Annotated in this window: 10 protein-coding genes and 1 pseudogene; 10 read left to right on the top strand and 1 reads right to left on the bottom strand. The window is 37.1% G+C overall.

Annotation, left to right across the window (positions count from 1 at the left end; all coding sequences use genetic code 11):
• Nucleotides 1–197: 197 nt before the first annotated feature.
• The 7 genes and pseudogenes from ACFXN8_RS18405 to dinG all read left to right on the top strand — a co-directional run.
• Nucleotides 198–401, top strand: a pseudogene (locus tag ACFXN8_RS18405) (MerR family transcriptional regulator); the annotation flags it as partial.
• 50 nt (nt 402–451) lie between these two features.
• Entirely contained in the window at nt 452–1603 is a 1152-nt protein-coding gene (locus ACFXN8_RS18400; RefSeq protein WP_386847120.1) for an RNA-guided endonuclease InsQ/TnpB family protein, read from the top strand.
• A gap of 185 nt (nt 1604–1788) precedes the next feature.
• Complete coding sequence (locus ACFXN8_RS18395; RefSeq protein WP_386847118.1) at nt 1789–2511, top strand: CPBP family intramembrane glutamic endopeptidase; 723 nt, start codon at nt 1789–1791, stop codon at nt 2509–2511.
• Nucleotides 2512–2888: 377 nt separating this feature from the next.
• Complete coding sequence (gene panB, locus ACFXN8_RS18390; RefSeq protein WP_386847124.1) at nt 2889–3725, top strand: 3-methyl-2-oxobutanoate hydroxymethyltransferase; 837 nt, start codon at nt 2889–2891, stop codon at nt 3723–3725.
• A complete protein-coding gene (panC, locus tag ACFXN8_RS18385) occupies nt 3725–4579 on the top strand; it encodes a pantoate--beta-alanine ligase (RefSeq protein ID WP_386847116.1) in 855 nt (284 codons plus the stop codon). The genes panB and panC overlap by 1 nt, the downstream gene beginning before the upstream one ends.
• Before the next feature lies 1 nt (nt 4580).
• Nucleotides 4581–4964: an aspartate 1-decarboxylase gene (gene panD, locus ACFXN8_RS18380; RefSeq protein ID WP_386847114.1), complete on the top strand. Its 384-nt coding sequence runs from the start codon at nt 4581–4583 to the stop codon at nt 4962–4964.
• Between the two features lie 126 nt (nt 4965–5090).
• Complete coding sequence (gene dinG, locus ACFXN8_RS18375) at nt 5091–7862, top strand: ATP-dependent DNA helicase DinG (protein WP_386847112.1); 2772 nt, start codon at nt 5091–5093, stop codon at nt 7860–7862.
• 870 nt (nt 7863–8732) lie between these two features.
• Here the strand turns inward: dinG and ACFXN8_RS18370 are convergent.
• On the bottom strand, nt 8733–10541 hold the full coding sequence (locus ACFXN8_RS18370; protein WP_386847110.1) for a sensor domain-containing diguanylate cyclase: 1809 nt from the start codon (nt 10539–10541) through the stop codon (nt 8733–8735).
• A gap of 261 nt (nt 10542–10802) precedes the next feature.
• Between ACFXN8_RS18370 and ACFXN8_RS18365 the strand changes: the two genes are divergently transcribed.
• From ACFXN8_RS18365 to ACFXN8_RS18355, 3 genes are read left to right on the top strand one after another with little or no spacing between them, the layout of a single operon-like run.
• Entirely contained in the window at nt 10803–11576 is a 774-nt protein-coding gene (locus ACFXN8_RS18365; RefSeq protein WP_386847122.1) for an isocitrate lyase/PEP mutase family protein, read from the top strand.
• A 20-nt stretch (nt 11577–11596) separates the two neighbouring features.
• Nucleotides 11597–12160, top strand: a complete 564-nt coding sequence (locus ACFXN8_RS18360) for a bifunctional transcriptional activator/DNA repair enzyme AdaA (RefSeq protein WP_386847108.1) — start codon at nt 11597–11599, stop codon at nt 12158–12160.
• 4 nt (nt 12161–12164) lie between these two features.
• The gene (locus ACFXN8_RS18355) at nt 12165–12890 is read left to right on the top strand and encodes a DNA-3-methyladenine glycosylase family protein (protein ID WP_386847106.1); all 726 of its coding nucleotides are present in this window, start codon (nt 12165–12167) and stop codon (nt 12888–12890) included.
• Nucleotides 12891–13035 lie beyond the last annotated feature (145 nt).

Genomic DNA, 13035 nt, shown 5'->3' with positions numbered 1-13035 from the left:
CTTATCAGAAGATAAGATGAAGATATAGTCTGCGCTTATGTGAAAGCATAAGAGGTCTACTCGTGAGAGAAAGACTGCATTGAGGGTTGCGCCTTCGTGTGAACAAGAAAAATATATACAAAGCAAATATAAAAATGTTAACAACCTCTCTAAACAGGGTAATGTGATTTTATCATAGTGAAAGAGAGGTGGTACACATGGAATTAATGTCCATTGAGAAATTTGCTAAACGTGCTGGTGTAAATGTTGTAACGCTAAGAAGAATGGAAACAAAGGGCGAGAATGTATCTTCTGGCGGTACGAGATATTACTCTGTTGAACAATTAAAACAGTTCGGCTATGCACTAGACACACAAAAGTTGGTAATTGGCTATTGTCGAGTCAGTACACCAAGTCAAAAAATTATTCGGCCAAAGAAAGTTAAACGATTGATTGACGAGGTGGAAAAACAATGATATTGGCGACAAAAATAAGACTAAAACCAACTAAAGAACAAGAGGTTTTGTTTTGGAAGTCTGCGGGGACTGTGAGATGGGCTTACAATTATTTCTTGGCTGAAAGCGAACGTATTTATAACGACGAGAAGCGTACAGTCAAAGAGGCCGAAGTTCGGAAGAAAATCAATAATGAACTGAAACCATCAACGCATAAATGGCTAAAGGAAGTCGGAAGCAATGTGATGAAACAGGCGGTGAAAGATGCCGATATTGCTAGAAAGCGTTGGTTCGAAGGCTTGACTGAAAAGCCAAGGTTCAAAAGCAGACGAAGAAGTAAAGTTAGCTTTTATGTAAATTACGAAAGTTTAAAACGAACAAATGAAGGTTTTAGAGGTGAAAAGATTGGCAATGTAAAAACTTGCATTGCGCTTCCTAAGCTTAAAAAAGGTCATAAATATTCGAATCCACGCATCTCATTTGACGGACGAAATTGGTTCCTATCCATTGGATATGAGCAAGAATTTGAGCAATATGATTTGACAGGCGAAAGTATAGGGATTGATGTAGGGATCGAAAAATTGGCAGTTTGTTCTGATGGCAAGTTCAAAAAGAACATCAACAAAGCCAAAGAAGTCAAACGATTAGAGCGAAAGTTGAAGCGAGAACAACGAAAACAAGCTCGTAAGCTCGAAGCCAACACGAAAGAGTATACTAAAAACCGAAAGCCAATCTATAAAACACCTTTAAAGAATATGAAAAATATTCAAAAACAAAACACTGAAATCCGTAATTTATATAAGCGACTTAACGATATCCGAACAAATCATTTACATCAATGTTCTAATGAGATTGTGAAAACCAAGCCATCTCGTATTGTAATGGAACATTTACATGTAAAAGGTATGATGAAAAATAAACATCTGGCGAAGGCGGTAGCCGGACAAAAGCTATATGAATTCAAACGGCAAATTCAATACAAATGTCAAAAATACGGAATTGAATTTGTTGAAGCCAACAAATGGTTTCCATCATCAAAAACTTGTTCTTGTTGTGGACAAATCAAATCCGATATGAAACTGAAAGACAGATTATTTATCTGCTCCTGTGGATTAAAGTTGGATAGAGATTTGAACGCAAGCATTAACTTAGCAAATTACTCAATCTAAGGAATTTAACTGACACTAAACCTTGGATGTGTACGCAACGATACTGCGGAATTTAAGCCTTTGGAGAGTCATACAAAATGGCAGTAGCTTCGGTGAAACCAGGCTCGGAGAATAAGGAAGACACAAATACGAAAGTCGGAAGATATAAGTTGTGTCACAGTAGAGATGTTTACATTTTTTAAGAAATGTATATGTTTTTCGTATCGGGTAGTTTAGCCTTATTAACACAGCTAAATTTGCTGAAGTTTGGCAATGCAATATCAATGCTATTATTTATTCTCGGCGGAATTACTCCTGCAATTTGTGAGATTTGGTTGAAAAAGAAATATTCGACTAAAGAAGAGTTCAAATCATTTATTTTTAATGTGAAAAATCCTAAGCTTCCTGTTTCTTGGTACCTATTTGCAATCGGATTCGCATTTGCGGCTTGTTTTTTACCAACTCTATGGGGTGGAGCGATTATGGAGAATCCAATGTATCTGGCGTTACTTGAATTGCCGATCATGATTATTGGTGGGGGATTGGAGGAAATTGGCTGGCGTGGTTTTTTACAGCCTACATTACAAAAAAGATGGTCTCCTTTCACAAGTACAATGATTGTAGGCGTTATTTGGGCAGTTTGGCATTTGCCATTATGGTTTGTCATTGGATCAAATCAAATGAACATGAACTTCCTATGGTTTTCTCTAACAGCTTTAGCACTATCCTTTTTATTGACAATTATTTACCTCTCCACTAAAAGTATTTTTCTTTGTATTATTTTCCACGCTTTAATTAATTCATTTTGGAATGTCTTTGTACCAGTTACAAATGTAACGTCTGGTTTATTCACATTTTTATTTGCCCTGTTCCTATTTACAGTGTTTGAAGTTTATCGAAAATCAAACTTTCAGAAACGAATGGTTTGAATTTGGTAATAGTTATTGATCGTAATTATTAGAAAATAATATTTGAAGATTACTAGGGTAATCTGTTATAGTATGTGCGAAGGGCAGTATCCTTTTGTGAACGGCACCTTCAAAACGTAAGAACTATTTACAATAAATATCTGCCTTGATCTTTATATGACAGGGACGGAAGAAAACAAGCGTTCAAAAATATAACTTGATTCAATGGAATGGGCAATTCTCTCAAAGAGATTTGATTACGTATCCCATTATTAAGTTATGGCCTCTACTCAAAAACAAGAGGTGATTTTTGATAACGAACGAAACACTACCCTTCTGTCCATTTTAGGAACAGAGGGGTTTTTCTGTTTTCTTCCCTTAAAAAGGGGGACTACATGATGAAAACAACTTCAGATTTTTTAAAGATGAAGGCAGCAGGTGAGAAAATCGTTATGCTCACGGCATATGATTATCCTGCTGCAAAATTTGCCGAGGAAGCAGGCGTCGATATGATTCTAGTGGGAGATTCACTAGGTATGGTAGTACTAGGCTATGATTCTACAATGCCAGTAACAGTAGCCGATATGGTTCACCATGCAAAAGCAGTGCGCCGAGGGGCAAAGAATTCGTTTGTTGTTGTGGATATGCCATTTGGTTCGTATCACGGTGATGTACACGAAACGTTGAAAACGGCTGTATCTATGATGCAGGAAACAGGAGCAGATGCACTAAAGTTAGAGGGTGCAGACGATGTTCTACCAGCAATTCGTAAATTAACGTCAGCTGGCATTCCGGTGGTAGCTCATTTAGGTTTACTACCTCAATCAGCGGGAGTACTTGGTGGCTACAAAGTTCAGGGTAAAACAGCTGAACAGGCAACGAAACTCATTGAAGATGCAAAAAAATGTCAAGAGGCTGGAGCGTGTGCAGTCGTCTTAGAATGTATTCCGCATCAGCTAACAGAGATGGTATCCGCTAATCTTATTATTCCAACGATCGGCATTGGAGCTGGTGTTGAGGCTGATGGGCAAGTTTTGGTTTATCATGACATGTTAAGCTACGGTTCACATCATGTACCAAAATTTGTGGAACAGTTTGCTAATATGGGCCAAGAAGCAAGCAGTGGAATTGCTAGTTACGTAGAAGCGGTCAAGGCAGGTACATTCCCTGCGCCGAAGCATTTCTTCACAATGAAAGAGGAAGCATTGGATCAGCTATATGGGGGCGTAAAGTAATGAAAATCGTCACTACAATCCAAGCATTAACCGTAGAAATCCAAGCAGCTAAGCAAGCTCAAAAATCAATTGGACTCGTTCCAACAATGGGGTATTTACATGAGGGTCATTTAACGCTAGCGAAAACAGCTCGTGCCGAAAATGATTTAGTTGTGATGAGTATCTTTGTCAACCCAACACAATTTGGACCAAACGAAGACTTTGAAAGCTATCCGCGTGATTTGCCACGGGATACTGCTTTGGCAGAGTCTGTCGGTGTAGATATTGTTTTCGCACCGAGTGTTGAAGAAATGTATCCGCATGATGGTGGTATTCGTATTCATGCGGGTGAACAGGCAACAATTCTTTGTGGGGCGAGCCGTCCAGGACATTTTGATGGCGTTTTACAAGTCGTTTCAAAATTATTTCACCTAGCACAGCCGACACGAGCTTATTTTGGACAAAAAGATGCACAGCAGGTTGCTATTATTGCTACGATGGTACGCGATTTTAATTTCCCTTTAGAAATGCGAGTAGTACCCATTGTACGGGAGGCGGACGGTTTAGCGAAATCCTCTCGTAATGTCTATTTAAGTGAAGCGGAGCGTCTTGAGGCACCCGCCATTAATGAAGCGCTACAGCTTGCTCGTGATAGCTTTTTAGCGAATGGTGATGCAGCGAATGCGCTTGCTAAAGCAAAGGCACATATTGCAGCACGTACACATGGCCATACAGATTATATTGAACTATTAGCGTATCCGGATTTAATACCCGCAACTACTGAGACGGAGCAAGTGCTTATAGCAGTAGCTGTCTATATTGGTAAAACTCGTTTAATTGATAATTGTATCTTTAATGTGAAAGAAGGATTGTAAAATGTTACGAATGATGATGAACAGTAAAATCCACCGTGCTACAGTGACACAAGCAGATTTAAACTATGTTGGTTCTATTACAATTGATGAGGATATTTTAGATGCAGTAGGGATGTTACCAAACGAAAAGGTGCATATCGTCAATAACAACAATGGCGCACGTTTTGAAACGTATATTATTGCAGGCGAACGTGGATCAGGCGTTATTTGTGTAAACGGAGCAGCAGCACGCCTCGTACAACGTGGAGATATTGTGATTATTATTTCTTATGTGTATGTCGATAACAAAGAGGCAAAAGATCATAAGCCAACAGTAGCCATTATGGGCGAGGGTAATGCAATTAAAGAAATGATATCCTATGAGCCAGAAGCAACAGTGATGTAGTAGAGAGGAAGCGTGTACAAATTGTACATGCTTCTTTTTATGTTTAATCTGAAAGGCGGAGGGATGCCGCTGAGCCAAATATATGATAAAATTCATCTATCTAATGTGAACTGTGAGTTGAGATGTATGATGGAAAGTCAAAAGTATGCAATTGTTGATTTAGAGACGACCGGTCATTCACCGGCAAATGGGGACCGAATGATTCAAATAGCAATTGTTATTATGAAAGATTGGAAAATTGAACAAACGTATACGAAGTTTATTTATCCAGGTAAAGCTATTCCAACTTTCATTCAGGATTTAACACATATTACGAATGAGGATGTAAAGGATGCCTTGCCGTTTGAGGCACATGCCGACTACATATATGAACTGCTTGCTGATTGTGTATTCGTCGCGCATAATGCGGATTTTGACTTATCTTTTTTACAAGCAGAGTTCAAGCGTGCGGGTTTACCAAAATGGCAAGGTAAAAAGATGGACACGGTTGAGCTTGCCAAAATATTATTCCCAATGTCACTCAGCTTTAAGCTAGGTGATTTAGCGGCAGATTTAAATATAGAGCTAACAAATGCACACCGAGCGGATGACGATGCCCGTGCAACGGCTGAGCTCTTTAAACATTGCTGGAAGGAGCTACTCAGTCTCCCACAGCTAACTCTTGAACAAATGCATAAACGTTCATTCAGATTAAAATCAAATTTATCCCAGCTTTTCTTTGAGGCTCTTCAAATTAAACGACAGCATGTAACTGTTAATGAGAATGTCTCCTACTACCGTAATTTGGCTATTTGTGATGGACGAAAAAAGTATACAAATCATGCGGAGATTGTATCATATCCACAAACAGCAGCTGACAAAACAGCATTAATGACAAAAGCTATGTCGAATTTTGAGCAACGACCAGCGCAATTTGAGATGATGGACACTATTTGGCAAGCGCTCAATGACAAAAGAGAATGCGTGATAGAGGCATCAACAGGTATTGGTAAAACAGCAGGTTATCTACTTCCTGCGATTTTGTATGCTCGAGCAGTCGATAAAAAAATTGCAATTAGCACATATACGTCACACTTGCAGGAACAGCTTGTTGAGGAAGAGCTCCCAAAGATTGAAAAAATCCTTGGTACTAAAGTAAATATTGCTGTTCTTAAGGGCATGCAGCATTATATTGACGTTGCACGCTTTGAGCAATGTATGGCTTATGCTGATGAAACTTATGATGATACATTTACGATTTTGCAAATTCTTGTCTGGCTGACAAAAACTGAAACAGGTGTACTAAGCGAGCTTAATGTATCTGGGGGCGGACAGCTATTTTTAGAGAAAATCCGCAAAATGCCTGATGAAAAACCTTCAAAGAGCTTTGATTTCTATGAGCAAGCGTTAAAAAATAGTGAATTTGCCGATTGCATTGTAACGAATCATTCAATGGTACTTAGTGATTTAGTCCGTCAAACACCGATCTTTACAAAAATTGACGGATGGATCATTGACGAAGCACATCAATTTATACAATCAGCCATGCAGCAGGATGAAATTGTCTTCTCCTATACACAGTGGAAGTACATTTTCGGTCAAATCGGAACGATGGAGGAAACTGCTTTGTTCCAGCAATTTAGTCAGGCCGCTAAGAAAAAACACCGCGTTTCTATGCAAAGCTTGCAGCGACTAGATGCACAATTTATACGTCTACAACGGACATTCGATGAAACTATGCAACGGGCTGTACAAAAAATGCAGCAACAAATAAAAGGGAAGCAAGCTAGTAGTAAATGCACATTATTTTTAGAGGATGTATCGCTGGCAAAAGAACCGCTTCTACAAGTAAGTAAGCTCACACAGCAGTGGCTTGATGTTGCGACAGAAGTAGGAATGGCCTTTGAAAATAATATTGAACAATTAGATAAAAATGAGCTCTATATATTATCGGAATGGCATTATTGGATCCGTGAATTAAAAGTAAAAATCGCGGAGTGGGAGGAAATTTTCCTATCGCCACAGGATGATAATTCAGTATGGTTAGAATTTGATTTACGGAGCGTACCTGGAAGCTTACATGTCTTTAAAAAGCCTGTTAATGTCACGTCTATCATTGAAAAAGTACTGGCACCACTTCGTAAGCAGGCAAGTATAGTATGGACTTCTGGAACTTTAACGGTGCCAGGTAATGAGCGTTTTGTGACGCGCCAACTCGGTATTTCTGATAGCGTTCAAGTAATAAAGCTGCAAGCTCCACCATCCTATTATTCAGGTGCGAAGGCATTTATTGTCACCGATATGCCTGATATACAACATGTGTCACAGGACGAATATATTGAAGCGGTCGCCCATGCGATTACACGTACCGTACGAATGACTGAAGGACGTTGTTTTGTTCTATTTACCGCTCAGGACATGCTACGGAAAACAGTGGAGCTTATTCAAGATAGCGAACTCCTGGATGACTATATGCTTTTTGCACAAGGAGTCACGGGTGGTAGCCGTATGCGAATTCTGAAATCATTCCAAAAGTTTAGCCATTCCGTTCTTTTTGGAACAAACAGCTTCTGGGAGGGTGTAGACGTTCCAGGTGACGCTCTTGCATCGGTTATCGTTGTACGCCTGCCGTTCTCATCACCGGAAGAGCCTGTATTTAAAGCGCGAGCAAAACATATTACCGCACAAGGTCGCAATTCTTTCAATGAGCTATCACTACCAGAAGCTATCATGCGTTTTAAACAAGGCTTTGGTCGTTTAATCCGTTCATCACAGGATAAAGGAGCCTTTATCGTTTTAGACCGCCGCATTTCAACAAAGTCGTACGGTAAGGAATTTGTCAAGGCGTTACCACCGATTGATGTTAAGAAATTGCAGCTACCTGAGTTGTTAAAGGAACTTAATAATTGGCAGAAATAATTGGAATCCCTTTTAGTAGTATTGCTAAAAGGGTTTTTTTGGTAGAGTTAGATATGAAGGATTTAGTCCAAAAGTAAGGCTACTTGAGCGAATTTAGTAGAAAGTAGAGCGAAAAGCGAGTGACTCGAGCGAATATAGAGTAAAAAACAGAGGGGAAACAGAGATCCACGAGCAATAAAGTCTGCACAGAGCATAAAATTCACTCGCAAAAAAGCCCTCGACGATTGCGGGGGCTAGTTGCTATTTAATTTCTTTCAGCAAATGTTTTTCGTACCGAAAGCGTAGCGACAGGTACAAGTGTTTTCGTAGCGAAAGAGTAGCGACGGGTACAGAAGTATTCCACCTCTATAGGTGGTGAGATGAATGCGGATTTAAGCTACTTTTCAGTAGGTAGTTCAAAAAAGAATTCCTACCATCTACGGAAACGAGGTCCAAAGCCGGGGCCGGGGAAAAAGGGTCTCCCAACTGGGAAAAACGGGCTAACTGGGAAAAATGGGCTAACCGGGAAAAAAGGTCTCCCGACTGGAAAGAATGGGCTCATACCTGGAAAAAAGGGTCTCCCAAATGGGCTCATACCTGGGGAAAATCGGCGTCCGTCATTAAAACGCATTGGATATACCATTTTTATAACTCCCTTCAATTGATATAGTATAGGCTATGTTCAATCAATGAAGAGGCTTAGACTAAGACACAGGTTTGGGATTTTTGCAAAGGACGATTTTGGATTTTTCCACAAATTGCCACCTTTACAGATACTCTTCAATTTGCATCTAGAGCAATTTCAGTGCGAGGTGAGAATTCTTCTTCACTGTAATGTAGTTCTTTAGTTGAATAGCGCAACAAATAGACCACTCCGTAATGGGTAGTCTATTACGTACAAGAAATCCTGTCATTGACATCATCTATTAAAAATTCAACACAGTTTCGGCCTCGTTCCTTTGCTTGATATAGTGCTAAATCACATCTTGATAATAATGTATTTCGTGTATCGCCATCTATATAGCTAGTTACACCGAAACTACTAGTTTTTCGCTGCACAATAGGGAATTGATAATTTTCTAATTGTTGACGAAGTTTTTCAGAAATCTTAACAGCATCATCTAGTGTAGTTTGAGGGCAAATAACTAAAAACTCCTCACCACCCCATCTTCCAACTGTATCTTGCTCTCGAATCGTATTTTTCAATATCTCTGCTACGTTCATTAAAACTAAGTCTCCTACTTGATGGCCGAACTCATCATTGACTTCTTTAAAATAATCAATATCTAGTAGAATAATAGAAAACATAGTCTCATGATGCTGAGCATGTTCAAACGCTTCTTCTAACACAAAATCTAACCTTACACGATTTGGAATTTGAGTAAGTCGATCTGTATTTGCTAATTTTTCAAGCTCAAGTTTAGCTCTCTCAAGCTCTTGTGTCCGTTCTTTTACTTTATGTTCGAGCGTTTCATTTAGCATTTTTTGCATTTCTTGATGCTCTTTTTTAATAATATTAATTTTATCGCCTAATGCTAATGACAAAAATATAGATTCAAAAATAGCACCAATTGCAGGAACTTCTTCAAATATAATTGGATGGAATGGAATTATACTTAAAAAAGCCAATGCTTGTACAATGATGGAACCAAGCAGAACAGTCCAACCTACCATATAAAATCTAGCCATTTTCTGACCTTTTAACAACACAAATATTCCTGATAACCAAAGAGAAATAAAGACAACTACAGCCAAAATAATTGTAAAATTGTTTGCAATCGTAACATCAGGGACAATGAATGAAGCAATTAAAGAAAGTATAGTGATCCATAATAGTAAATTTCCGATTTTGTGGAATCGAGGTAAATATTTTTTTAGTTCAAGAAATTCCTTACAAAATAGAATCATAAACAAAAGTAAAAGATTCCCACTTATAGCGGAAGATTTTATAAAATACCATTTAGGCAAATATTGACTTGCTAATTCAATATCTAAAGAATTCAATGTAGCTTGATAGAGGATAAAACTAAACATATACAAAACATAGTAAAAGTAGGCCTTTTCTTTTAACGAAAAGAATAAAAATAAATTGTAAATTAATAAAGCAGATAAGAATCCATAAAAAATTCCTGTTAAATATTTATAATCAATAATTTTATTGATAAAGCTATCCGTTGTAAAAAGATAAGAAATTGCATTTAATGGTAATTCACCATCTAATTTTATATAAATTTCTTTGACGGTTGGTTCTTCGATTTGGAATAAATTCGAACGATAATGAATGTTTTGATCATCCATATTTGAAATTCCTCTTTTTTGAACACGATAGGAACCATCTTCTTTCACTAAGTACATTTCAATGTTATCTAGTTTGTCTGTTACCTCTAACCAGTAAGACTCCTGTTTATCCTTTAATAGTTTATCGGTATCTAATCGTAGCCAAATTGTATCATCCGTATGCCAAAAGAATAAATAATTGTTTTTACTAGCGACAAATGAATTGTCATATGTGCTACTTAATAAATCTTCTATCGTAATTTTTTTTGAAGGATCACGAAAAACATCATAATGCTTTCCTAATACAGTAGGTTCTGATAGTTCTGCAGCATGACATGGTAAGCTGAATTGTGTAAAAGTAAATATAAGTACGATAAAAAAATAAAATAACAGGTTGGTTTTTATAATTTTATTTTTCATCATGTATTTTTTCTCCTATCCTAATCCCTATCCTTCAGTTACTAGTTAAGCTGATGAAAGGTAAAATAAGGTGCTCTAAAAATAGAGTATTATGTAAATATATCACACTTTATTCTATGTTTAGGATCTTTACGGATAAAAAGAAGATAATTCGGTTAGGAATCCTTTGATTATTGTCAAAGACCATAAGAGCAAGAATGAGGACGAAATGAATATCTATTTCCTGATAATATGATGGCTAATAAACAACAAGGAGGCATCATGATGTTAAAAATTCAGGAATTCAATGAACTACATTCAGCTGAAGAGCTATTATTTATAGGTAATGCGTGGGATTTATTATCTGCGTTAACTTTAGAAAAAGCGGGCTTCAAAGCAATTGGTACAACAAGCTGGGGGATTGCCAATTCATTTGGGTATGCAGATGGTGAGTTAATTGATTTTGATCGACACTTAGCCGTTATTAAATCAATTGCAGACAATGTAAAAATACCTGTTTCTGCAGATATTGAGGCGGGATATGGACATGATCATCAGAAAACAATTTTAGAAAATGTTTTAAGGACGGCAGATGTTGGTGTTGCAGGTATCAATATTGAGGATTCACTCAAAAAACAAAAGGGATTACGTAAGTTAAAAGAGCATTGTAACCTTCTAGCAGAAATGAGAACGATGTTAGATAATCATGGTTATAAAAATTTCTATATTAATGCTAGAACAGATACGTATTTTCAGCTTCAGAATCCATTTATGGAAACTATGAATAGAGCAAAGGCTTATGTGGAGGGCGGAGCAAGTGGCATATTTATTCCAGGATTAACAGATGATGAGGAGATAAGAGAAATAACTTTGAATATAGATGTACCCATTAATCTACTTTCTTTACCTGAACTGACGGATTTTAATAAGCTTAAAGAACTAGGGGTTAAACGTTTTAGCTTCGGCAATGCACTATCAGACAAAATAATAGCTTATTTAAAAATGAATGCTAGCCAATTACTGGAGAAGCAAAATACGGCGTTTTTATATGAGAAATAGGCTGCAAAGGGGATGGAATAGTGAACAACAAAATCAATCTTTCATTTGAGGAAATGTGGGAGAAAATTATGGCCTGTGATCAAACATATGATGGGCTATTTTTTACAGCTGTAAAGACTACTAAAATCTATTGCCGTCCTTCATGTAAATCGAGAAAGCCGAAAAAAATAAATGTAGAATTTTACGATGATATTCAAATAGTTGAGAGTGCTGGATATCGTGCATGTAAAAGGTGCCAGCCTGAAGTGGAACTCTCTCCGCATACTCAACTCATCAAAAAAGTAACAGCCTATTTAATAAATGAGTATAAACAACGATTAACATTACAGGATATTGCTAATTATGTGGGAATAAGTCCCTTCCATCTTGAACGCCTATTTAAACAAGAAACTGGTGAAACACCGCGAGCTTATTTAGAAAAAATAAGAATAGATAAAGCCGTATATTTTTTAAAAAATACAAGCTATACAAATCTTGAGGTTTGCTATGAAGCCGGATTTCATAGCCCATCAAACTTTTATAAAGTGTTTCGGAACTTAAAATATTGTTCACCAAGTGAATATCGAAACCTTGTGAGGAGTTAAGGACATGAATTGGATCAATAACGAAACCTATATTGTGATTAATCCACCTGCAGCATTTAATTATACGGAGTGTTTAATATTCTTAAATAGATCTAAGCAAGAGGTGCTGCATCAAATAAAAAACGGCTATTTATATAAATTGCTTCAAGTGGATGGACAAAATATTTTATGTAAAATAGGATATCAATCAACTTGTATCAAAGTTGAATTTCCAATACACGCACCATCTGAAAGAGCCTTAGAAAAAATTGCACAGTACATTTGGCAATGGTTCGATTTAGAAAAAAATTTGAGCAGTTTTTATGAAATGGCTCAAAAAGATAAAATTTTGCAGCCTCTCGTTAAAAAATACTATGGATTACGAATAATAGGCATGCCAGATTTATTTGAAGCCCTCGTATGGGCAATTATTGGACAACAAATTAATTTAACATTCGCATACACATTAAAAAGACGATTTGTAGAACAATTTGGAGAATGCTTAATATTTGAAGGAGAATCCTATTGGCTGTTTCCGACATCTGAAAGAATTGCTGCTATTCAAGTGGACGATTTAAGAAGCTTACAATTTACAGCTAGAAAATCTGAGTACATTATAAATATTGCAAAAATCATGACAAACGGACAATTAACAAAAGAAAAATTGCTTCAACAGGAAGATTTTTTAGAAAGCAAAAATTTCTTAATGTCAATTCGGGTGTTGGTGCATGGACAGCTGATTATGTGCTGATGAAATGCATACAAGATCCAACCTCGTTTCCTATTGCAGATGTGGGTCTTCATAATGCCTTAAAAAATCAATTAGCATTAAATAGTAAGCCGACTGTTGAGGAAATCAAGAACATTGCAACACATTGGAAAGACTGGGAAGCTTA

It is taken from the genome of Lysinibacillus sp. NPDC059133 (genome assembly GCF_042755925.1).
GTDB lineage: Bacteria > Bacillota > Bacilli > Bacillales_A > Planococcaceae > Lysinibacillus.
Note: the sequence above shows the minus strand (reverse complement) of the source record. Positions and strands in the feature narration are given on the sequence as shown.

Excerpts from the sequence above, each read along its gene's own strand:
- panC (WP_386847116.1), top strand. The coding sequence starts at position 3,725 with ATGAAAATCGTCACTACAATCCAAGCATTAACCGTAGAAATCCAAGCA.
- ACFXN8_RS18395 (WP_386847118.1), top strand. The coding sequence starts at position 1,789 with ATGTATATGTTTTTCGTATCGGGTAGTTTAGCCTTATTAACACAGCTA.
- panB (WP_386847124.1), top strand. The coding sequence starts at position 2,889 with ATGAAAACAACTTCAGATTTTTTAAAGATGAAGGCAGCAGGTGAGAAA.
- ACFXN8_RS18355 (WP_386847106.1), top strand. The coding sequence starts at position 12,165 with ATGAATTGGATCAATAACGAAACCTATATTGTGATTAATCCACCTGCA.
- dinG (WP_386847112.1), top strand. The coding sequence starts at position 5,091 with ATGATGGAAAGTCAAAAGTATGCAATTGTTGATTTAGAGACGACCGGT.
- ACFXN8_RS18365 (WP_386847122.1), top strand. The coding sequence starts at position 10,803 with ATGTTAAAAATTCAGGAATTCAATGAACTACATTCAGCTGAAGAGCTA.
- ACFXN8_RS18370 (WP_386847110.1), bottom strand. The coding sequence starts at position 10,541 with ATGATGAAAAATAAAATTATAAAAACCAACCTGTTATTTTATTTTTTT.
- ACFXN8_RS18400 (WP_386847120.1), top strand. The coding sequence starts at position 452 with ATGATATTGGCGACAAAAATAAGACTAAAACCAACTAAAGAACAAGAG.
- panD (WP_386847114.1), top strand. The coding sequence starts at position 4,581 with ATGTTACGAATGATGATGAACAGTAAAATCCACCGTGCTACAGTGACA.